Annotated in this window: 17 protein-coding genes; 12 read left to right on the forward strand and 5 right to left on the reverse strand. The window is 70.3% G+C overall.

The window, feature by feature from the left end:
* The first annotated feature begins 67 nt into the window (after nt 1-67).
* The 5 genes from glf to K6U06_RS11830 all read left to right on the forward strand — a co-directional run bounded on the left by glf (nt 68) and on the right by K6U06_RS11830 (nt 11228).
* Nucleotides 68-1210 (forward strand): UDP-galactopyranose mutase, encoded by a 1143-nt coding sequence (gene glf, locus K6U06_RS11810; protein WP_262322136.1) that lies wholly within the window; start codon nt 68-70, stop codon nt 1208-1210.
* Nucleotides 1211-1226: 16 nt separating this feature from the next.
* Nucleotides 1227-1994 carry a glycosyltransferase family 2 protein gene (locus K6U06_RS11815; protein WP_262322137.1) on the forward strand — a complete coding sequence of 256 codons (768 nt, stop codon included), beginning with the start codon at nt 1227-1229 and terminating at the stop codon, nt 1992-1994.
* A gap of 82 nt (nt 1995-2076) precedes the next feature.
* Nucleotides 2077-3000: an FkbM family methyltransferase gene (locus tag K6U06_RS11820; RefSeq protein WP_262322138.1), complete on the forward strand. Its 924-nt coding sequence runs from the start codon at nt 2077-2079 to the stop codon at nt 2998-3000.
* Nucleotides 3001-3051: 51 nt separating this feature from the next.
* Nucleotides 3052-8205, forward strand: coding sequence for an FkbM family methyltransferase (locus K6U06_RS11825; RefSeq protein ID WP_262322139.1), 5154 nt, complete (start codon nt 3052-3054; stop codon nt 8203-8205).
* Nucleotides 8206-8264: 59 nt separating this feature from the next.
* The gene (locus tag K6U06_RS11830) at nt 8265-11228 is read left to right on the forward strand and encodes a glycosyltransferase family 2 protein (RefSeq protein WP_262322140.1); all 2964 of its coding nucleotides are present in this window, start codon (nt 8265-8267) and stop codon (nt 11226-11228) included.
* A 39-nt stretch (nt 11229-11267) separates the two neighbouring features.
* Here K6U06_RS11830 and K6U06_RS11835 read toward each other — a convergent pair whose 3' ends face one another.
* Nucleotides 11268-12425, reverse strand: a complete 1158-nt coding sequence (locus K6U06_RS11835; RefSeq protein WP_262322141.1) for an acyl-CoA dehydrogenase family protein — start codon at nt 12423-12425, stop codon at nt 11268-11270.
* 69 nt (nt 12426-12494) lie between these two features.
* Here K6U06_RS11835 and K6U06_RS11840 point away from each other — a divergent pair, with 69 nt between their 5' ends.
* The 5 genes from K6U06_RS11840 to K6U06_RS11860 all read left to right on the forward strand — a co-directional run bounded on the left by K6U06_RS11840 (nt 12495) and on the right by K6U06_RS11860 (nt 17616).
* Entirely contained in the window at nt 12495-13265 is a 771-nt protein-coding gene (locus tag K6U06_RS11840; protein ID WP_262322142.1) for an enoyl-CoA hydratase-related protein, read from the forward strand.
* Nucleotides 13266-13282: 17 nt separating this feature from the next.
* Nucleotides 13283-13663 (forward strand): nuclear transport factor 2 family protein, encoded by a 381-nt coding sequence (locus K6U06_RS11845; RefSeq protein ID WP_262322143.1) that lies wholly within the window; start codon nt 13283-13285, stop codon nt 13661-13663.
* Between the two features lie 81 nt (nt 13664-13744).
* Nucleotides 13745-15016, forward strand: coding sequence for an acyl-CoA dehydrogenase family protein (locus K6U06_RS11850; protein ID WP_410051030.1), 1272 nt, complete (start codon nt 13745-13747; stop codon nt 15014-15016).
* Nucleotides 15013-16452, forward strand: a complete 1440-nt coding sequence (locus K6U06_RS11855; protein WP_262322145.1) for a phosphotransferase family protein — start codon at nt 15013-15015, stop codon at nt 16450-16452. Before K6U06_RS11850 ends, K6U06_RS11855 begins: the two co-directional genes overlap by 4 nt.
* Nucleotides 16453-16623: 171 nt before the next feature.
* Nucleotides 16624-17616, forward strand: coding sequence for a malate dehydrogenase (locus K6U06_RS11860; RefSeq protein ID WP_262322146.1), 993 nt, complete (start codon nt 16624-16626; stop codon nt 17614-17616).
* 75 nt (nt 17617-17691) lie between these two features.
* Here the strand turns inward: K6U06_RS11860 and K6U06_RS11865 are convergent, their stop codons facing one another.
* Nucleotides 17692-17910: a hypothetical protein gene (locus K6U06_RS11865; protein WP_262322147.1), complete on the reverse strand. Its 219-nt coding sequence runs from the start codon at nt 17908-17910 to the stop codon at nt 17692-17694.
* 105 nt (nt 17911-18015) lie between these two features.
* On the opposite strand from K6U06_RS11865, the gene K6U06_RS11870 reads away from it, so the two are divergent.
* Together K6U06_RS11870 and K6U06_RS11875 are read left to right on the forward strand one after the other, a co-directional pair.
* Complete coding sequence (locus tag K6U06_RS11870; RefSeq protein ID WP_262322148.1) at nt 18016-18267, forward strand: hypothetical protein; 252 nt, start codon at nt 18016-18018, stop codon at nt 18265-18267.
* Nucleotides 18264-18860 carry a DUF2087 domain-containing protein gene (locus K6U06_RS11875; RefSeq protein WP_262322149.1) on the forward strand — a complete coding sequence of 199 codons (597 nt, stop codon included), beginning with the start codon at nt 18264-18266 and terminating at the stop codon, nt 18858-18860. Before K6U06_RS11870 ends, K6U06_RS11875 begins: the two co-directional genes overlap by 4 nt.
* Nucleotides 18861-18866: 6 nt before the next feature.
* On the opposite strand, the gene K6U06_RS11880 is transcribed toward K6U06_RS11875, so the two are convergent.
* The 3 genes from K6U06_RS11880 to K6U06_RS11890 all read right to left on the reverse strand — a co-directional run bounded on the left by K6U06_RS11880 (nt 18867) and on the right by K6U06_RS11890 (nt 21782).
* Nucleotides 18867-19820 carry a hypothetical protein gene (locus K6U06_RS11880; protein ID WP_262322150.1) on the reverse strand — a complete coding sequence of 318 codons (954 nt, stop codon included), beginning with the start codon at nt 19818-19820 and terminating at the stop codon, nt 18867-18869.
* A 31-nt stretch (nt 19821-19851) separates the two neighbouring features.
* On the reverse strand, nt 19852-20265 hold the full coding sequence (locus K6U06_RS11885) for an SCP2 sterol-binding domain-containing protein (RefSeq protein ID WP_262322151.1): 414 nt from the start codon (nt 20263-20265) through the stop codon (nt 19852-19854).
* Nucleotides 20266-20327: 62 nt separating this feature from the next.
* Nucleotides 20328-21782, reverse strand: a complete 1455-nt coding sequence (locus tag K6U06_RS11890; RefSeq protein WP_262322152.1) for a hypothetical protein — start codon at nt 21780-21782, stop codon at nt 20328-20330.
* Nucleotides 21783-21881 lie beyond the last annotated feature (99 nt).

A 21881-nucleotide genomic window follows, 5' to 3' on the forward strand; every position in this document is an offset into this window, starting at 1 on the left:
AACCGCTGCCTCGCCAGCGCCGCGATGGAGACCCCAATGTCCTCAGCCCGCCTGCCGGCGAGTACCCATGAGTGAATTCGACTGGCTGGTGGTAGGCGCCGGGCTGACCGGTGCCACCCTCGCCGAACGAATAGCGTCGCAGCTCGGACAGTCGGTGCTGGTCGTCGACCGGCGCCCCCATATCGCAGGCAACGTCTACGACGAGCTGGACGGCGACGGCATCCGGGTCCACCGGTACGGGGCCCACATCTTCCACACCTCATCCGAGCGGGTCTGGTCCTACCTGTCCCGGTTCACCACCTGGGTTGGCTACGAGCATCGGGTCCTGGCCTCTGTCGGCGGCCGGCTGGTGCCTCTGCCGTTCAACCTAAACACCCTGGACATGCTCTTCCCCGCCCCAGACGCGGCGCACCTGACCGGCCTTTTGGTCAACACGTTCGGCGAGTCGAGCAGGGTGCCGGTACTCAAGCTCATCGACCATCCCACCCCTGAACTGTCCGAGCTGGGCCGGTTCGTCTACGACCAGGTCTTCCTCAACTACACCGCCAAGCAATGGGGACGCCGGCCGGAAGAGCTCGACCCGTCCGTTACCGGCCGAGTGCCTGTGCTGGTGTCGCGCGACGACCGTTACTTCCGCGACAAGCACCAGGCGCTGCCTGCCGAGGGCTACACGACCATGGTGGCCAGAATGCTCGACCACCCCCTGATCACCGTGGCGACATCCACTGACTACGCGGCAGCCGCCTCGTCGGTGAAGCACCGGAGGGTCGTCTACACCGGTCCGATCGACGAGTACTTCTCTGGGGTCTACGGGCCGCTCCCGTACCGCAGCCTCCGCTTCGAGCACGAACGTCTGCCGACGGGGCCCCACCAGCCGGTGTCGGTGGTCAACTACCCCAACGAGCATGATTACACCCGGATCCTCGAACACCGCCACTTCGCGGGCGGCTCCTCCTGGGCGGGTGCGAGCACGATCACCCGCGAGTACCCCGACGAGTACCGCCCCGGCGACAACGAACCGTTCTATCCGCTGCCGGCGGAGGCGTCTCACCAGGCATACCGCCGCTACGCCGACCTTCGCGACGAGACCGAGCCCGACACCGTATTCGCTGGACGTCTCGCCAAGTACCGGTACCTGGACATGGACCAAGCCGTCAACCTCGCCCTGCAGGCGTTCGATCGTCGCATCTGCTGCGCCGTCCCTGCGTGATCTCGAAAGGCCATCAATGCTGAGCATCCTGCTCCCCGCCGCTCGGCGGTCGTTACCGGAGGACGCCCAGACCGTGTGGGGTGACCTCCGGGTGGCGCTGGCATCGATACAGGCGTACGCGCCGGGCGTCGACGTGGTCGTCGGGTGGAACGGGCTGGAAGAACCCAAGGCGTTACCCGACAACCCTCACGTTCGTCTGCTGCGCCAGGCGCCGGGCATCACGACGGGCAGCGAGGCGTGGAACTGGTGCGCCACCCAGACCGACGCCGAAGAGTTGCTCATCCTCGGTGACGACTGCGTCCTGCACCCAGACACCCTCCGTCTGCTGCTCGAGGACGTAGCGGCCGTCTCGCAGTCACACGAGCCCATCGGCTTCGTCGGGTGCCGCTCCAACTACGTCAAGGGCGTCCAGAACATCCGCTCGCCCAACGCCCCCGAGCCTCTCCAGGCCATCTCATTCCAGTCCGAGAAGACGATCTTCCAAACCGACATGGTCGTCCCCGTCGCGGCGTGGATCCGCCACGCCACCTTCGACTCAGTCGGTGGATTCCCGCCCACCAACTGGTTCGCCGACGACGTCTGCTGCTGGGACCTGGCCGTCAGTGGTCACCATCACTTCGTCAGTCGGGCGTATGTGCACCACGTCGGAGAGCGAGCCACCGGACAAGGCAAGAGCTCCGAGACGCTGCTGCAGGAAGGCCTGGCCTGGCTACGGGACAACCGCCCGGACTTCTTGGTGGGGAAGCTGGGCATCGACCCGGCCCAACTGGCCGTCGCGAGGTGACGGCGTTCACGATGAATCCCATTCGACTCGGAGAACCATGAGTACCGCTTCCGCGCCTGACATTCTCACACTGTTGGCCTCCGTGCCCGGCACCGTCCAAATGGACGAGGACCAGCGGGCCGCCATGACGCTGCTGTGCCGCGACACGGACTACATCCCGAAGGTGGCCAACGCCGGCGAGGTGGTACCTATAAGCGATCAACGCTTCGGGCAGATAATGCACAACGGCCTGGTCGTCGAAGCAGACGGCTACTGCGGCCGCTGGATGACCAACATCATCAAAGGACTGCGGGGCCACCACGAGCCACAAGAGGAGAAGGCCTTCCACGAGGTCCTACGGCGGATTGGCCCCGGCGCCAAGATGATGGAGTTCGGCTCCTGGTGGTCGTACTACTCCCTCTGGTTCCAGCGGGCCGTCGCCTCCGCGGCGAACATCTGCATCGAGCCCGACGCCACCCATTTGGAGCTCGGCCGGCGGAACGCGGCCCTCAACGGCGCCACGATCGACTTCCGTCTCGGTGCCGGCGGCGAGCGCCACGAGGAGCCGGTGGTCTTGACGAGGGAGTCCGACGGGTGCGCGGTGGTGGTGCCGGTTCTGACCGTCGACGGGCTGATGCGATCGAGCGGCTGGGACCGTCTGGACCTGCTCCACCTCGACATACAAGGAGCGGAGACCGCGGCGCTCCGAGGGGCGTTCCAGACGCTGAACGCTCGAGCCGTCCGGTTCGTGTTCGTCTCCACCCACCACTGGGCGATCTCCGGCAGCCCCGACACGCACGGTGAATGCCTGAGGTTCCTGCGGAGCTTGGGCGCCCACATCTGCTGCTCTCACACGGTGGCTGAGTCCTTCAGCGGCGACGGCCTGATCGTGGCGTCCTTCGATGACGCGGACGCTGACTTCAGAGTCGAGACCGCCATCAACCACACCGATCGATCGCTGTTCCGGCCGTATGAGCAGGACCTGGCCATCCTCGTCGGTGCCTTGCGCAACGCCAGCCCCCGCTAGGCGTCGGCTCCCCTCCCATACACCTTCTCATCTCTTAGCAAGGATCCCGTCGTGGTCAAGTACTACTACGCACAGAATCGCGAAGATCTGCTGATCAAGGGGTTCTTCCCCGACGTCGCAGCCGGCACCTACGTCGATGTCGGAGCGAACGACCCGGTGATCGATTCCGTCACCAAGCTGTTCTACGACGCGGGGTGGGCGGGCATCAACATCGAGCCTCAAGCAGCGCTGTTCGAGGCGCTCGTGACGCAACGGCCTCGCGACGTGAACCTCAACATCGGAGTCGGGGCGCAGGCCGGCGCTCTCGTCTTCACGGAGTTCCCCGAGGGCAACGGCCTATCGACTTTCGATCGGACGGTCGTGCACCGCCTGCAGAACGTGGAGCACAACCACGCGGCGAGGGTCTCTCTCGAGCGAGAGGTCGAAGTGAGGACCCTCGGCGCGGTCATCCGCGACACCGGACTGCGCCATCTCCACGTGATGAAGATAGACGTCGAGGGCTTCGAGTACGAGGTCCTGCTCGGCATGGACTGGAACGGCGTCCGACCAGAACTTATCTGCATCGAGGCTAACAAGATCTCCCCGGAACGGGACTGGAGGCGCCTGCTTTCTGGCCTGCAGTACAGCAGCGTGTTCTTCGACGGAATCAACGACTACTGGCTGGCGCCTGAAGCCGCGTACCGCCAAGGGTTCTTCAACTACCCGGTCGCTGTTCTTTCTGACTCGCCGATCTACTATCCCGCCGCGGTCGCGCTGGAGAGGGAGATGCGCGCATCCGTCGCCGCGGAGTCGCGCCCCGCGCCACCCGCGGAGACCAGGCCCCTGCACCTGGTCCTCGACGTCCAGGTGCTGCAGTCAGAGGCCCGTCACAGGGGGATGGGCAGATACGTGCTCTCGCTGATCGAGGCCCTTGACACCGACGCCATCCACTGCAGCTTCCTCGTCAACACCCAGCTTCCGCCGCTCGACGCTCGCAGCAGGGCGGTGCTCGACGCCAAGGGGGTCATCGTCGACCTTCCCCTGCTTCATCCCAGAAGCGGCGTCGGCTTCGTGCAGGCCAGAGAGGAGAACCGGCGCGCCGTCACCGGAGCCGTGGCCGACCTGGCCCGCAGCCGGCCCGCTGGCAGGGTCGTCTTCGTGATCACCGCCCTGTTCGGGCGCGACGCCTACCCGGTCTTCCCGGGCGAGGGAACGACCAACCTGCTCGTCTTCTACGACTTGATCCCGTACCTCTTCCCTGGCTCGTACCTCATCGGCGACGACGCCATCGACTACAGCTCGCGGTTCAGCGAGGTCTACCGGGCAGACCACTTCGCATGCGACTCGCAGTCAGCGGCGCAAGACCTGACGGTCCATCTCGGGGTAGATCCGAACCGGATCACGCCGGTCCTCGGGGCCTCGGCGTTCCTTCCCGACATCGTTCCCGCGAGACCGCCGTTCGCGCACGACTTAGGCCGCTTCGCTCTGGTCGCTTGCGGCAACGACCAGCGGAAGAACAACGAGGCGACGGCCCGTGCGTTCGCCGCAGTCGGCGGTGAGGTCACGCCGGTGTTCACCTCGTCGTACCCGGCCGCCCTGGAGCAGCACCTACGGGCTATCTGCCCGCAAGCCATCTTCGCCGGACAGCTCCCAGACGCCGAGATGCTGTGGCTGACCGACAACGCCGAGTTCGTCTTCTTCCCGAGCATCTACGAAGGTCTCGGGCTCCCGATCCTCGAGGCGGTGGATCGAGGCACCCCCGTCGTCTGCTCTCAGATCCCCTCTTTCACCGAGATCAGCGAGACCGCGTTCAGTTTCTTCGATCCCGATTCGCTGCCGTCGATGATCGAAGCGCTGTCAGCCGCCGTCGCGACCCGCCGCGACCGCAGCGTGGTGCCCTCGGGCTACGAGCAGATGCGGGCGCGTTTCAACTGGCCGGCGTGCGCGACCCGCTTCGCCGACGCGGTCGACAAGGCGCAGCCCGCGGCCCGCGTTGGGCGCCTGGCGATGATCGCGCCTTCCCCGGCCACGTCCTCGGCGGTCGGCAAGTACGCCCTTAGGATGTACGCCGAGCTGTCGCGCGAATTCGAGGTCGACTACTTCGGCGAGACCGGGTCCCGGGGTGTCGCTGCCGTCGGCTTCAACCTCATGGAGCACAGCGGGCTCTACTTCCCGGCGGGCGCATTCGCGGACCGCGCCCAGCGCTACGACCACGTCGTCTACCACCTGGCCAACGACGAGCTGCACACGACGGCGGCGACTAGCGCGTTCCTCCGGCCGGGTGCGGTCATCATCCACGACACCCGCCTCGACGAGCTGCTCGGCGCAGCGGTCGAGACCGGTGCAGTCCCCGCTGAGCTCCGTGTCGAGGTGGCTGCAGTGGATGCCGCGCTCGCCATGAGACGCTCCAGCTGCCTGGCGTGGCTGGCAGTCCGCCAGGAACTGCTGGCTGCGACCTCCACCGACAGCGAGGAGGCGGTAGCAGAGATCGCGCTCGTGCTCGACGCCGACCGCGGGTCGAAAGTGCGGACCGCCGCCCTGGCCTTCCTCGACGAGAACCACACCTACGCGGCCCGTGCCAAGCGCCTCGCGTCGGGCATCCGGGAAGGCAGGGCCGCGGACCTGTCGCCGGCGCCGGCGCAAGACGAGCCTTCCGATCAGCGAAGCACCTCCACGCCGTTAACTGGCGAGCTCGACGCAGCTATCAAAGCCTTCGACGATTCCCTCGAAAGCGGCGCCGCCCCGGCGCCCGAAGCCGTGGCAGACGCCTGGCGTGCCTTCAGGGCGGCCCTCGAGAGCAGCGACATCGCCCAGATCCGAATCGCGTCCGGCGACCACCTCCGGTCCGGCGAGCCGGCGCTATCAGAGGAGGTGGTCCAGCGAGGCATCCACCTGTGGGGCCGCCACCCGGACCTGCTGGTCGAGGCGGCCGTCGTTTGCGCTCAAACCGGCCAGCTGGACAGAGCCTCATCGCTCTGCGACGAGGCGCTGCGCGCCTGGCCGGCGCACGCCGAGGCCGCCGCCACCCGCATCGCCCTCGATGTCGCGCTGGGCCGGCGCGCAGCGATCACCGATATCGCGGTGGGATCCGACCTGACTCCAGCAGCAGGGGAGCTGCACGTGGTCGAACCCGGCGTGGCCCACGGCGACATCCAGGCCCCGCTCACCGAGGTCCCCTTCGCCGCAGGTTCTTTGCGGAGCGTTCGCGTGTCCGGGCGCCTCCTCGGCTCCCTCGAAGCGAACGAGCGTGACCTGGCCGTCGCCCATCTCTCCTCCCTCCTGGCGCCCGGGCAGGAGATCACGGTGACCGACGACGAGACCAGAGGCCACGCGGGCGGCCGTGGCGGTCTCGGTTACGGCGTCTACGTGGAAGACGAGGACCGCTACCGAAGCTGCGCCAAGGTGTCGCTGCGAGCGCATCTATCGCCGGACTCCACACTGGTCGAGTCCCGAGACGGCAGCTCGATCAGCGCCTCCTACAACGACATCCTCGACAGCTTCTCCGGCGACGACCGGCCGCGAGCGGTCGTCCTCATGCACGAGGACGTGTCCATCATCGAGCCGGACTTCGAGGAGAAGATCCAAGCTGCGTTCTTGGACGACGACGTGGCGATCGTCGGCGTCGTCGGGGGAGCAGAAGTGAGCGGGATGGAGTGGTGGTCGGGGAAACGGTACGGACGGTGCTCGGACAACGGCACCGGGCTGATCGACTTCGGCGGCGGCGATCACGACGTCGAGATCGTCGACGGCCTCCTCATGGCGCTGTCTCCGTGGGCCGTGCGAAACCTCCGCTTCGACGCATCGAACTTTCCCGGCGCTCGCGGCTACGACGCCGACATCTGCTTCCAAGCCCAGGCCGCTGGCAAGAAGGTCCGGGTCATCGACCTGCCGGTGTTCCACCATGACAAGCCCGGACCCATCGACCAGCTCGCCTTCGGCCAGGCACAGGCCGCCTTCGCATCAAAGTGGGCATCAGCACTCGCCGCCGGGCGGTCGCGCTGGGTCGCCGCCGACGCCCCGGCCGCTCCCGCCGGCCGGGTTCTAACCCCGCTGCCCGGGCGCGACGCGGTGCGAATACTGTTCGTCGACGACAGGATCCCAAATCCTGAGCTGGGCTGCGGCTACGGGCGCTCCTACGACACCCTCTGCGCTCTGGCGGAGCGTGAAGGCACCTCGGTGGTGTTCCACCCTGGGACCCCCGGCGGGCGCGGACCGGCCGTCGAAGGCGTCGAGGTGGTGGAAGACCTCGCCGGCTACCTGGCGAGACCAGGTGTCGACTTCGATGTGGTGATCGTCTCCCGTCCCCACAACGTGCTGGGATACGGCGGCTACCTCACCGCCAAGCTCCCCTCGGCGGTGAAGATCTACGACGCCGAAGCGTTGTTCTTCCGGCGCTTGGAGATGCAGGCCGAACTGGCCGCAGGAGCGGCGCAAACCCGGTTCTCCGAGATGGCGGCAGCCGCCAAGGCCGAGGAGACGTCGGCGCTCGAGTGGGGTGACTTCGTCGTCTGCATCTCCCGGGACGAGGCGGCGATCGCGTCAGCTCTCTCCGGCAAGCCGGTCCGCACGGTCAACCCGAGGCTCAGGAGCCCCTCGGTCACCTCGGCATCCTTCGCGGGGCGGGCCGGTATAGGGCTCGTAGCGGGCTGGGCCGCCGGCGCGGGCTCCCCGAACGTCGACGGTCTGCGATGGTTCGTGACCGAGGTGCTCCCACTCGTGCGCCAACGCGTTCCGCACGCAACGCTGCGCGTGACCGGAGGTCAACCACCAGCGGAGGTGGTCGCGCTGCAAGACATCGGAGTGGTGGAACTCGTTGGGCTCGTTCCCGACATCGAACACTTCTACAACTCCGTCCGAGTCGCCATCTCCCCGACGCGGTTCGGCGCCGGCGTCAAGATAAAGACCGTCGAGGCGATCCAACACGGCGTCCCGGTCGTCGCGACCGAGGAGGCCGCGGGAGGGCTCAGCCCGGCGCTTCGGTCCGCGGTGGCGGTGGCGTCCGACGCCCATCGCTTCGCCGAGGAAGTGATCGCCCTCCTCGAGGACGAGGCGGCCTGGACCCGACAGCGTGAAATGTCACTGCGGGCACTCGAGCGGGACCTCGCCGAGCCGGACCCGCTCCGCGTGACGTGGGGCGAGATGATCGACATCGCTCTGGACAAGAAGCGCACAACGACGGGTTCGGCGGTCGTCGCGGAGCGGGTCGGCAGCGGTGTCCCATGCTGACAGGCGCCGGCGCGTCGCGCGAAGCTCAGAAAGGTCGCAGCCCGGTCGAAGAGCAGCGTGTGACCCCGCTCGTGTCGATAGTCATCCCGGCCTACAACGACGAGCGGTACATCGAGACCACGATCGAGTCGGCCCTGAATCAGACCTACCCGAACGTGGAGGTCGTCGTCGTCGATGACCGATCCAGCGACTGTACCTACGAGATCGCCACCTCTCTTCAGCGCCCGGGTCGACCGTTACGGGTCGTCCGCAACGAGAGGAACCTGGGGCTGACCGGAAACTTCGCGGAGAGCCTCCGTCACGCCACCGGCGAGTACGTCAAGATCCTGATCCACGACGATGTCCTGCTACCCCAAGCGATCGAGGCCTCGGTCCCGGCGCTGGACGACCCGTCCGTCGCCGTAGCCGTGACACGCCGGGTCCGCATCGACGCCGCGGGCGGGCTCATCCCCGACGACGCCTACAACCAGCCCTTGGTCACCCAGGCGTCGGCGATACCGGGCTTGGTGCTCGGAGACTTCCTGCTCGAGCGGCAGATGAACATGATCGGTGAGCCGACCGAGTACCTGTTCCGCAGAGCAGACATCGACCCGGACACCTTCGCCTCGATCAACGGCTACACCTTCATGTACACCGTCGACCTGGTCTTGCTTTTCGCCCTGCTGGCCAAAGGCAAGTGCTGGTACGACCCTCGGCAGCTGTGCTGCAACCGTCGCCACCCCGACCAGGTCAGCTCCAACCCGCTCATGCCGCCCATCGACCGAGCGGAGTGGGGGCGGATGCTGCTGGACTTCGCCGATGTCGGGTTCCTGGCCGACCCGGCGCAGAGAGCCCGGGCCTACAGCACCTTTGTGGCGTCCGCGCTAACACCGCAGATGGCCGATCCGGCCAACGGGATCAGCGACTACCTCGGCGTCCTGGGGCGGGTGGTGGAACGACTCGCGCAGATCCACGACGAGCACGGCCCGGCCCGCGCGCAGGCTATCCAAGCTGCGCACGATCGGATGGCCTGGGGCGCGCCGAGCGATCCCTCGCCCTCCGTCGACGCCGACACGCCGCTGACAGGCCGCCAGTACCGGGTGTGCGTGGTCACCCCTGCCGCGGCCGACGCAGCTGCGAAGGCCGCCATCGACGCGTCGGTGTCCGAACTCAGAAACGCCGGGCACTCGGTCACCGTGGCGCAAGTCGGCGGCGGCCCCGGCGGCGAAGGCGACAAGTTGGCGTGGGACACGATCGACGGTGTCGAAACCGTCACCATCCGACGCAACGAGGCCGTCACCCACCCCGACTTCGGGGACCCGGCCACCGAGCGGATGTTGCGGCGGGTGCTTTGGGAACGCGGCATCGAGGTGACCCACGTGCACGGTGAGGTGGGGCAGATGCCGACCTCTCTACTCGAAGCGGCATGGATGGCCGGCACCCGAGTCGTCGTGACCGCGCACGCCGCCCACCAGGCGCCGCCCGCGGCCGACCCGGAGCTGCTCGAAGCACGCGCTGCCTACCTGACCAGAGTCGGTCGGCTCTGCGACGCTGTGACCACGACGTCACCCGACGTCGTGACCGCCCTGTCCGGCGCTCCCTGGCTGCCCGGCGCGGTCCATCTGGCCGGCCCCGGATCTTGGGCTCAGCTGTACCGGAATCTGGAGCCGCAGTGGCGACCGGACACATCCGCGCTGCGGGCCACCGTGGTGGTCGCGACCTACAACCGTGCGGCCGATCTCGAACGCTGCCTGGAAGGCTTCGCCCGGCAAACCTGCGACCGGGCCCGCTTCGAGGTGATCGTCGTCGACGACAGCTCTAGAGAGACGATGGAGCCGGTTGTCGCGGCCTTCCGGGACCGTCTCGAGGTGGCCTTCGTACGCCACGACGAGAACCGCGGGCTGGGCGAAGCCCGCCGCAGCGGGGTGGTCCGGGCGACCGGTGACATCGTCATCCTCTTCGACGACGACGACATCCCCGCCGACGGGCTGGTGGCCGAACACCTCCGCCAGCACTCCGTCCACCCGGGCGAGACCCACGCCGTGCTCGGCTTCACCGGCATCCACCCCGACCTGGAGATGACCGCCGCGCTCTACCACTCTCTGATGGTAGGCCAGCAGTACTTCGCCTACCCCAGTCTCAACGAGTCCCAGCCCGTGCCCTGGTACTGCGGCTGGGGAGGCCGGATCTCCTACAAGCGAACCCTGCTCGAGAAGGTCCCGCCCCGAGGCAGGTGGCTGGAGGACTCCGATCTCAACCTTCGGATCAACGGGCAGTACGGGCTGGTGGTCCACTACGCCCGCGGGGCCGTGCAATACCTGACCGACCCCCTGGATCTAGAACGATTGCTTACCCGGTCACGTCGTTTGGGTTCCGCCGCAGTCAACCTGGTGGCGAGCTACCCCTCTCCCGAACTGACCGCGTTCTTGCGGGTGCACGATGCGCCTCAAGGCCTTGCCAACCTCTCGGCGGCCGTGGCCGAGGCGGAGAACATCGCCCAGCAGCTCGGAGCCCATGACCTGGCCACGCTCCGACGCTCCACGGTCGTCATGGGAGGCAAGCCGCAGCTCGCCGAGAGCATCTACCACCAGGCCTTGACGCTCCTGCTGGCGGAGGCCAACCTGGCCGGGCAAGCCGTCGAACTGCTGATCGGGCGCCACGCCCCCACCCGGTTCGCGTACTTGGCCAGCCCAGATCGCCCAGACGAGCTGGCCGACGTGCTGGGCCGGTACTTCGAGGCGTTCGGGCCAGACGAGGCGGTCGAACTGCTCGTGTGCCTGCCCGAGGCTCGGGTCACATCCGCCGAGGCCGAGCTGAGCGTCCGGGAGCTCTCCGTCCGGCTCGGCTACGACCCGTCCTCCGGCCCGAGCGTCAAGACGTTGCTCCATGCCGGCACCGACCCGATGCTCGGCGGTGTTGTCTGGCTGCGGCCGGGATGGGGCGGCCGTTCGCTGCCCGGTCCGTCTCTGCGGCTGGCTGAGGGGGGCGCCGACCTGCTCCGACGGGCAGCGGGCCTGCAAGCCCGCACCGAGGCGCTGCGCTGACTTCCTGCGCCGCGGCGGCCGAGCGGTCGGACCCGACGCCTAGCGGTCGAGCCCGCCGCGGTTGACTAGCTGGGAGGCGATGACGTTTCGCTGGATCTCGTTGGTGCCCTCGCCGACGATCATGAGCGGGGCGTCTCGGAAGTACCGCTCCACGTCGTACTCGGTGGAGTACCCGTAGCCGCCGTGGATGCGCACCGCGTCGAGGGCGATCTCCATGGCCGCCTCCGACGCGAACAGCTTGGCCATGCCCGCCTCCATGTCGCAGCGCTCACCCGAGTCGAGGCGGTCCGCGGCGTAGAGGACCAGCTGGCGGGCCGCGGTGAGCTTGGTGGCCATGTCGGCCAGCCTGTGGCCGATGGCCTGGTGCCTCCAGATCGGCTGGCCGAAGCTCTCCCGCTGCTGGGCGTAGGCCAGCGCGTCGTCGAACGCGGCCTGCCCGACACCGAGGGCCCGGGAGGCGACTTGGATGCGGCCGGTCTCGAGGCCTTTCATCATCTGAGCGAACCCTGCCCCCTCCTCACCGCCGAGCAGGGCGTCGGCGGGGACCCTGAAGTCGGAGAAGGACAGCTCGCAGCTCTCCACCCCCTTGTAGCCAAGCTTGGGCAGGTCCCGCGAGACGCTGAACCCGGGGCCGTGCTCGACGAGCAGGATGCTGATGCCGCGGTGGCGAGGGGACGCGTGCGGGTCGGTCTTGCAGAGCAGAGCGACCAGCTGCGAGCGGCGGGCGTTGGTGATCCACATCTTCGAGCCGTTCACCACGTACCCGTCGCCGTCGGACCTGGCGGTGGTCGACATGGCCTGCAGGTCCGAGCCACCGTCGGGCTCGGTCAGCGCCATCGTCGCTCGGACCTCACCGGTGGCCATCCTCGGCAGCCACCGCCGTTTCTGCTCCTCGGTCCCAAACAGCACGAGCAGCTTGGACACCACGGTGTGGCCGCCCATCGCGCCCGCCAGGCTCATCCAGCCTCGCGCCAGCTCCTCGGTGACCCCGACGTAGCAGCGGGTGGAGACCAGCACCTCCCCGTAAGGCTCCGGGATGGCCAACCCGAAGATCCCGAGCTGCTTCATCTGCTCGATCAGCTTCTCGGGGTATTCGTTGTCGTGCTCCAGCTGCCGGGTGACGGGCCGCACCTCCCGGTCCACGAAGTCCCGGACGGTCCCCACGATGGCCTGCTCTTCGTCGGACAAGGTGGTCACAGCCGCCAGATTACGGTGCGCCGGTCGCCGGCCGGGTGCTGCACGCCCCGCTGCGAGCAGACTGGCGTCATGGACCAGACCCACACCGACGAGGTGCTCTACGACGTCACTGGCGGAGTAGCGACGATCACCCTCAACCGGCCCGAGGCGCTCAACGCCTTCACCACCCCGATGCGGCTGAGGTTCTCCGAGCTGGTGGCCGCGGCCGACGCCGACAGCGACGTCGCGGTGATCGTCATCACCGGCGCGGGGCGGGGCTTCTGCGCAGGCGCCGACACCAACGACCTCCAGTCCATCGACGGCGGCGTCATCCGGGACAACGACGCGATCACCGCCGCCACCAGCCTCGGCCACCTCCGCAACGTGACCAAACCGCTGTTCGCCGCGGTCAACGGGGCGTGCGCCGGGATGGGGTTCTGCCTGGCCCTGATGGCCGACGTTCGCTTCGTGGCTGCCGAAGCCAAGATCACGACGTCGTTCTCCCGCCTCGGCCTCCCGGCCGAGACCGGGTCGTCGTGGCTCCTGCCCCGACTGGTCGGCACCGCCCGAGCCCTGGACCTCCTGTACTCGGCGCGGGTGTTGAGCGGGCAGGAGGCCTACGACATCGGATGGGCGCAGTGGGTGTACCCGGCCGACGCCCTGGCCGGCGAGGTCGCGGCCTACGCAGCGGCGGTGGCGTCGCGCTCCCCGCACTCCCTGGCAGTCATGAGAGACCAGGTCCTGACCGACGGGGCCAGCACCTTCGAGCGGTCCTTCGACACCTCGGTAGAGCTCACCGCCCTCGCAGTGGACCGCCCGGAGTTCCAGGCCCTCCTGGCCGGCCGCCCGCGAGGGGGCTGACCGGGCAGGATGAGGGCGTGACCACCACCAACGCCGCCCAGGCCTTCCGCGCCGCGGTCGAGGGCCTCCGCATGGACCAGGCCATCGAGCAGCTTCACCCCGACGCGGTCTTCCACAGCCCGATCGTCCACAAGCCCTACGTCGGGCGCGACGCCATCGCTCCGATCCTCCTCGCCGTGGGCCAGGTGTTCACCGACTTCCGCTACAGCGCGGAGTTCGGGTCCGACACCGGCCACGTCCTGCTCTTCGAAGCCAACGTCGGCGACCGGCAGGTGCAAGGCGTGGACATCCTCCAGTACGCGCCCGACGGGCGGATCGGCGAGTTCACCGTCATGGTCCGCCCGTATTCGGCGGCGACCGAGCTGCGGACGCGAATGGCCGCCATGCTGGACGGCTGATCGCCGAGCTCTCACCCGGGGTCTCATGCGTGGCAGCATGTCGATCCGGCGTCGCTGGTGACGCCGGAGGGGAGGACGACCGTGGACATGGAGCTACCCGGCGAGCTGCAGGCTTACCTGCACGAGCTCGACGAGTTCATCGAGCGGGAGATCCGCCCCCTCGAGCAGGCCGACGACAACATCCGGTTCTTCGACCACCGCCGCGAGGACGCCCGCACGGACTGGGACCGAGGCGGCCTTCCGAGCCGCGACTGGGAGGCGCTGCTCGGCGAGGCCCGCCGCCGGGCCGACGCCGCCGGCCACTACCGCTACCCGCTGGCCGAGGAGTACGGCGGCAAGAACGGCACCAACCTGGGGATGGCCGTCATCCGCGAGCACCTGGCCGCCAAGGGGCTCGGGTTGCACAACGACTTGCAAAACGAGCACTCCATCGTCGGCAACAACGTCGGGGTGCTGCTGATGCTGGCCTACGGCTCGGACGCCCAGAAGAAGGAATGGCTCGAGGGCATGCTCGCCGGGGAGCGGGCCTTCGCGTTCGGGATCACCGAACCGGCGCACGGCTCCGACGCCACCCACATGGAGACCACCGCGGTGCGCGACGGCGACGAGTGGGTCATCAACGGAGAGAAGACGTGGAACACCGGCGTGCACGTCGCCGAGGCCGACTTGATCTTCGCCCGGACGTCGGGCGACGCGGGAGACGGCGACGGCATCACCTGCTTCCTCGTGCCGATGGGCACCGACGGGTTCACCGTCGACGAGTACCTGTGGACCTTCAACATGCCCACCGACCACGCGCATGTCACCCTGCGCGACGTCCGGGTACCCGACTCGGCGGTGTTCGGAGGGGTCGGCAAGGGGCTGCAGGTGGTGCAGCACTTCTTCAACGAGAACCGCATCCGTCAGGCGGCGTCCTCGCTCGGTGCCGCCCGCTACTGCATCGCCCGGTCGGTCGAGTACGCCAAGGCCCGGGCCCCGTTCGGCAAGCCGCTGGCCAGCAACCAGGCGATCCAGTTCCCCCTCGTCGAGCTGCACACCCAGTGCGAGATGCTCCAGGCGCTGATCCGGCGGACCGCGTGGGGGATGGACACCTACGGCACGTTCTCGCAGTCCGAGTACGTATCGATGTGCAACCTGTGGGCCAACCGGCTGTGCTGCGAGGCCGCCGACCGCGCGATGCAGGTCCACGGCGGGATGGGCTACTCCCGCCACACTCCCTTCGAGCACATCTACCGCCACCACCGCCGCTACCGGATCACCGAGGGCGCGGAGGAGATCCAGATGCGCCGGGTGGCCGGCTACCTCTTCGGGTACATGAGCCGCGGCACCGCGAAGGGCGTCGCCGCGCAGTGAGCACCCCGCTCGACGACGCCGCGCTGCAGGAGATGCTCGCCAGGGCGTTCCCGGGACGGCGCGCCACCCTCGACCGCCACGTCCGGCTGTCGGCGGGGGCTTCGCGCCTCACGGTGGCGCTGGACGCCACCGTCGAGGGCCGCCCGGAGCGGCTGATCCTGCAGATCGACGCCGACACCCCCGCCAGCCCCGACGGGGAGGCCACAGCGACGCCCAGGTTCCTCGGCGTCGCCGGCCAAGCCGCGGTACTGCAGCGAGCCGCGGCAGCCGGAGCGCCGGTGCCGCCCGTCGTGTGGGCCGATCCAAGCGGGGACGTGCTCGCAGCCCCCGCCCTCCTGTCCGCCCGGATCGACGGCGAGACCCTGCCGCGGCGCATCCTGCGCGACCCGGCGCTGGCCGGCGCCAGAGCCCGCTTCGCGGCCGACTGCGGCCGGATCCTGGCCGCGGTGCACCGCGCCGAGGTCGACGGCCTCGACCTCCCCGCCCCCGACCCGCTCGACGCCCTGCGCCGCTCCCTCGACGAGACCGGCGAACCCCGCCCGGCGTTCGAGCTGGCGTACGCCTGGCTGGTCGAGCACCGACCGGCGCCCGGCGCGGTCGCCCTGGTGCACGGCGACTTCCGCCTCGGCAACTTGATCGTCGGTCCCGACGGTGTGCGCGCCGTGCTCGACTGGGAACTGGCCCACCTCGGGGACCCGCTCGAGGACCTGGGCTGGCTGTGCAGCATCGCGTGGCGCTTCGGCGAGGCGCTACCCGTCGGCGGGATGGGGCAGCGCGACGAGCTCTACGCCGCCTACCAGGCCGCCGGCGGCGACCCGGTCGACCCGGCCGCCGCACGATGGTGGGAGACCTTCGCTGCCCTGTCGTGGGGCGTCATCTGCATGCGCCAGGCCCGCCGCCACCTCTCAGGCGCGTCGCGTTCGATGGAGCTGGCCGCCATCGGCCGTCGGGTCTGCGAGAGCGAGTGGGACCTCCTCGGGCTGCTGCCGTCCCCTGCATCCACGCCCGACCCCGGCCGCCGGCCCCGGCCGGCCCCCACCGCCCAGCCCGACCCCGCCGCCCAGCCCGACCCCACCGGCGGCCTGCACGGCCGGCCCACCGCCGGCGAGCTGCTCGACGCGGTCGCCGAGTGGCTGGAGGGCGACATCGGCCCGAGGGTAGGGGAGGAGCACCGCTTCCACGTCCGGGTGGCCACCAACGTCTTGCGCACCGTCGTACGGGAACTGGCCCTCGGCCCGTCCCAGTCCGCGGCGAACGACGCGCGGCTCGCCGCGCTCGGCTACCCCGACGACGCCGCGCTGGCCTCCGCGATCCGCTCCGGGGCGCTCGAACCCGGCAAGGACGCCCAAGTGCGCGCCGCCATCGAGACGGAGGTGACCGACCGACTGGCGGTCGCCAACCCCCGCTACCTCGAGCAGCGCGCCCCGAGCGCCTGAGCGGCCCGCTTGGCCGACCGCGGAGGCAGCGGCCTACGCTCGGGCCCGGACCGCTCGTCCCCCGGCCCGCGGGCGTGCCCGTCGCCGGCCCGGGGTATGCAGCGGCTGCGGCCGGCGCCCGCCGCCGGCCGTGCAGAACCCAGCTCCCCTTAGCTCCCGAGGAGGCATTCGATGCCCGCATCCCCCGTCCGTGTCGCTGTGACCGGAGCCGCTGGCCAGATCGGCTACAGCCTGCTGTTCCGCATCGCCAGCGGGCAGCTGCTCGGACCGGACCAGCCGGTCATCCTGCAGCTGCTCGAGATCACACCGGCGCTGGGCGCCCTCGAGGGGGTGGTAATGGAGCTGAACGACTGCGCGTTCCCGCTCGTGTCGGGCATCACGACCAGCGACGACCCCAACGTCGCGTTCGGCGACGCCAACATCGCGCTGCTCGTCGGGTCCCGGCCCCGCACCAAGGGCATGGAGCGCGCCGACCTGCTGCAGGCCAACGGCGCCATCTTCACCGTGCAGGGCAAGGCCCTCTCCGACAACGCGGCCTCCGACATCAAGGTCCTCGTCGTCGGCAACCCGGCCAACACCAACGCCCTCATCGCCCAGCAGTCGGCGCCGAACATCCCCGCCGAGCGGTTCACGGCCATGACCCGCCTCGACCACAACCGGGCCCTCGCCCAGCTTTCCGCCAAGTCCGGCGTCCCGGTCTCCGACATCTCCCACATGACCATCTGGGGCAACCACTCGGCGACCCAGTACCCCGACGTCTACCGGGCCCGCATCGGCGGCAAGCCGGCCGCCGAGGTCATCAACGACGAGGCGTGGATCGAGAAGGACTTCATCCCGACCGTCCAAAAGCGCGGCGCGGCGATCATCGAAGCCCGCGGCGCGTCGAGCGCGGCGTCCGCGGCCAGCGCCGCCATCGACCACGTCCGCGACTGGGTCGCTGGCACACCCGCCGACGACTGGGTGTCGATGGCCATCCCCTCCGACGGCAGCTACGGCATCCCCGAGGGCCTCATCTCCTCCTTCCCCGTCACCACCAAGGACGGCGCCTACTCGATCGTCGGCGGCCTGGACCTCGACGAGTTCTCCCGGGGCCGGATCGACGCCTCGGCCGCCGAGCTCGGCGAGGAGCGTGACGCGGTTCGCCAGCTCGGCCTCATCAAGTAACCGGTCGGAGAAAACACGGCGGGCGTGGCCACCGACTCGGTGGCCACGCCCGCCTCATTTCTCAACCTCGAACGCCTAGACGGCGATACCGGGCGGGAGCACCACACCGAGGCGGTGCAGGTAGTTCAGCTTGCGCTCGACCGCCTCTCGCCAGACCTTGAGGTCGGCCTCGAAAACAGCTCGGTCACCGTCCTCGCAGGCGTGCTCGAGCTCGTCGAACGCCGCATCCTCGGCGTCCAGCAAGCTCCTGTACTTCGCCAGGAAACCGTCGTCGATCACCTCTGCCAGCTGCACCTGTGGTACCTCCCTCGAAGCGTTTGCCGAGCGTATCTCCCCGGCTCGGGCGTTGTCTGCCTGGCGGCGGCGATGGGCGACGGCGTCCGGTTCTAGGGTGATTGCGTGCGCCGCTCGATCGACGATCACCTCGACGACCACCCCGCCGACGACGACGAGCGGCCGCCGGCGAGCTGGGCGGTGGGGCTCTCCGACGACTGCGACGCCTGCAACGACCTGCGGGTGGTGCTGACCGTCGAGGAGGCCGGGCGGGCCGGGTACGGCACCGTCGCCCACCTGGCGCCGGTCACCGCCCGCCGGCTGCGGGTGGCGCTGGCCGACGCCCTGCGGGAGCTCGGGGAGGAGCCAGGCCCGTGAGCGACCGGCCCCCGCCTCCCGCGGGAGCCCCCAGCGGCCCGGTCCACCCGGGCCGGGTGCTGGCCGCAATCGCATCCGAAACCCGCCTCCGGGTCCTCGCCGCGGTGGTCCTCGACGGGCCGCTCGGCGCGGAGACGGTAGCGGCGCGCGCCGCGGTGTCGCCGGCGGAGACCCGCCGGGCGCTGGCCCGGCTGGCGGAGGCCGGCGTCGTGACCCTCGACGGCGAGCTCGGGTGGCGGGTCGCGTTGGACTCGCTCGGCGCGTCCGCCCGGCTCGGTTCCGCTCTGCAGGTCGTCCCCGACCCGGGCCAGGAGGCCACCAGCCCGCAGCAGGCTGCGGTGCTGCGCGCCTACCTGCACAACGGGCGGCTGCGTTCGGTCCCCGCTCAGCGCCAGAAGCGCCTGGCGGTGCTCGACTGGCTGAGCCAGAAGTTCGAGCCGGGCAAGGTGTACAGCGAAGCGGAGGTCACCCGGACCCTCGAGCGTTACCATCCAGACCACGCCGCGCTGCGCCGGTTCCTCGTCGACGAGGGGTTCATGGCCCGCCGGGAAGGCTTCTACTGGCGGGCCGGGGGCACCTCCGAGACGGAGTAGCCCCGCTCAGGGGATCGGCACGTACGCCGCGCCCTTGCCCGAAGGCGCCAGGCTGCAGGCGCTGAGCGCGTTCGTCCCGGCGAAGATGTCCGCTTGGACGACGTCGGCTCGGACCCGGATGGCGGCCTGTTCGGCGGCGGTGGGGCCCGCGACGGTGGAAACCTGCCGTCCGGTGGCGCCCGGCGCGGCGGGCTTGGCGCCCGTGGTCCCTCCCGCGGCGAGGGCGGCGGCCAGCTGGGACTCGTCGGTGGCGTAACGGCCGAGCGTGTCCAACCAGTCACCGACCGCCGGCGCCGCGGCCGGAGCGACCGGCACCGACCGCAGCTGCTGCTGCACCAAGGCGACCGCGGCCGATGAGCGCTGCGCTTCGCCCGCCACGGCGCTGGTGTCGCCGGGGGTGGTCATGGCCGTCGTCGCCGGCGTCCGCAGCGGGCCGAGACCGGCCTGGCAGATCGACGTGGCCCGGGCCACGAAGCCGGCGTCGCGCCCCGCCGCGCTGCTGACGATCCCGGTGCTGCGGTTGACCCCGACGACCGTCGCCGCCATCATCAAAACCGCGCCCACCACCAGCGCGCAGAACACGATCAGCGGCCGGCGGCCGGGCACCCACGGCGCCGTCTCGAACGCCGAGCCGGTCCCGTAGCCGCCCGGTCTCACCGTCCCGCCGGCGCCGGCCGCGGGGCGGATCAGCCGCTGGTGCCGCCCGCTCCTGCGCCGCTCGGCGAGCGACCCGCGCGTCCCGGCCGGTAGGGGCATCGGGCGCACCGGGCCTTCCAGCACGGGCCCGCCCGGAGCGGTTTGCAGGTTGCCCCAGGACGGCTCCGGCACCACCTCGGTGTCCGACAGCGCCCAAGCGGGCAGCGACCGGTGACGCCCCGACCAACCACGTCCGTGCCAGTGCCGCATCCGGGTCGGGTCATCAGGGTCCCGGTACCACCCGGGCGGGCGCCGCGCGGTCACCGGTCATGGCCTCCCGGACGTGGTGCCCGGCTCAAGCACCCTGTGATCCCCCGCCGTTCCCATCGCTCCCATCGTCCCATGTCGTGGCCGCTCGCACCACCTCCGGAACCGGATCCATCCCGGCGAGGAGCGGCTGGTTGGCCGCCATCCGGGCGGTGTCGCCCCCGACCCGGATCTTCCCGGCGCTCAGGGCCGCCTGCACCGACAGCCGGCCGCTGGCCACGGCCGAAGCGGTCGCGTAGTCGCTGGTGAAGGTCATGTCCGGCGGAGCCACCGAACCGCGCTCGATGCGCGCCCCACCGTCGCTGACGAGCACCTGGTAGCGGACCTCCCCGTCAGGGGTGCCGGTGACCACCTGCTGCAGGGTGATGGTAGGAGGGCCCACCGACTCCGGCTGCGCGCGGCGGAGGTCGTCGAACCATTGGGCGGAGAGGAACCGGCTCATGTTGCTCTAGGAATAGCAGCGATCCGGGGGTTATGGCATCCCGGAGACGGCGGCGGGGGAGGTCAGGGCGTGACCGACTGGTACAGCGCGGTGGCGCCGCCGTCAGCCGGGGCGCTCCCGACCGCCGGCGCGACCGTCGCCGCGCCCGGCTGCGCGGAGTTGGTCGAGGGGTGGTGCGGGCCGGCGGGGTGAAGGGTGACGACCAGGCCGAGGGCCAGGCCGGCACCGGCCAGGGTGGCGCCGACGAGCGTCCGCCCGGAGCGGCGCCCGCTGTGAGCCTCTTCGCCTCCCATCGGCACGCCGCCGGTAGCGGCGTCGCCCGCGGCGTCGCAGGTGTCTCGGTATGCGTCGGTGTAGGTGTCTGTGAGCGCGACTACAAGCGTGTCTGTAAGCGAGGCGGCGGCCCCGTCGGCGGCGGTGGCCGCCACGGGTGCGGGCTCGGGCATCGCGTCGCCGGCGGGACCGGCCGGGGCGCCGCTGCGGGTCAGGACGCCCGCAAGGCGGCGAGGGCCGGTACGCAGCCGGCGGGCGGCCCGCTGCAGGTTCTCCTCGGCCCGTTCCGCTCGGCCCGGCCCCCGATCGAGGTCCGCGCTCAGCTGCTCGAGCCCGTCGATCTCGCCGCTGGCCACCCAACGCTCCCAGGCGTCGTCCTCGCAGACACCGCCGCCCTGGCGGTCGGCCAGCACCGCCAACGACGACGGGAACGGCGTCGGCGACCGGCGGGACGCCGCGCTGATCGGCCGGCGCCGGCGGGCCGGGTTGGCCCCTGCGTCTGGCTTGGCGGCCTTGGCCGCTGTGGGCTTGGCTGGCTTGGGGTTGGCTGCTGTGGGCTTGGCTGCTGTGGGCTTGGCTGGCTCGGCGGCTGCCGGCTCGGCGGCTGCCAGCTCGGGGGCGCCGGCTCGGGGTTCGGCGGCTGGTTTGGCCGCGGCTGCTGGCTTGGCTGCGGCTGCTGGCTTGGCTGCGGCTGCTGGCTTGGCGGCTAGGCGCCGGGTCGCAGCAGCGGGCTTGACGGCCACAGCCTCCTTGGCGGCAGCTGCGGGCTTGGCGGCGCCGCCTCGCTTGGCGGCTGCCGGGGGAGCGGGGGCCGCCGGCCGGGTGGGGGAGCCGCCCCCCGGAGCCTCAGCGGAAGAGTCGACTCTTTGGGACGCCCGCGCCGGTGAGACCAGGGGGCGGGTCCTGCGTGACCTGCGGGCGGGCTGAGTAGCCTCAGGGCGCCCGGCCGCCTGGGACGGCGCGCCGGCGGCGCTAGGACCGGCGGTGGGGGCCACCGGCCCGGGGGTGGGAGCCGCCTGACCGGAAGCGGTCGCGGCCGGCGCGGCTGTGTCCGGCTTGGCGGCGCGCCGCCAGCCCCCGACGTGCGCATCGAGAGCGACCATGGCCCGGGCCGCGGCCCGGAACGGACCACGCCCAGAGGTAGCGAGGGCTTCTAGGCGTTCCCCCGGGTCGGGTTCGAAGCCGTAAGACCCGACCCACGCCGCAACGTCGGACGGCCCATCGTGGAGGGGCACATCAGTCATCGCATAAGCCTTTCGGCGTGCGGTCGGCGGTCTCCTGCCTCGCTCGGCAAGCTGGCCGGTAACCGCGGCGTTACACGCCGCCAGGAACGGCGCAAACTG

Source organism: Acidiferrimicrobium sp. IK, assembly GCF_025499425.1.
GTDB lineage: Bacteria > Actinomycetota > Acidimicrobiia > Acidimicrobiales > Palsa-688 > Acidiferrimicrobium.

Bases quoted from the DNA above. Each gene is read 5' to 3' on its own strand.
- glf (WP_262322136.1), top strand. From the start codon at position 68: ATGAGTGAATTCGACTGGCTGGTGGTAGGCGCCGGGCTGACCGGTGCC.
- K6U06_RS11815 (WP_262322137.1), top strand. From the start codon at position 1,227: ATGCTGAGCATCCTGCTCCCCGCCGCTCGGCGGTCGTTACCGGAGGAC.
- K6U06_RS11840 (WP_262322142.1), top strand. From the start codon at position 12,495: ATGGACCAGACCCACACCGACGAGGTGCTCTACGACGTCACTGGCGGA.
- K6U06_RS11860 (WP_262322146.1), top strand. From the start codon at position 16,624: ATGCCCGCATCCCCCGTCCGTGTCGCTGTGACCGGAGCCGCTGGCCAG.
- K6U06_RS11885 (WP_262322151.1), bottom strand. From the start codon at position 20,265: ATGAGCCGGTTCCTCTCCGCCCAATGGTTCGACGACCTCCGCCGCGCG.
- K6U06_RS11890 (WP_262322152.1), bottom strand. From the start codon at position 21,782: ATGACTGATGTGCCCCTCCACGATGGGCCGTCCGACGTTGCGGCGTGG.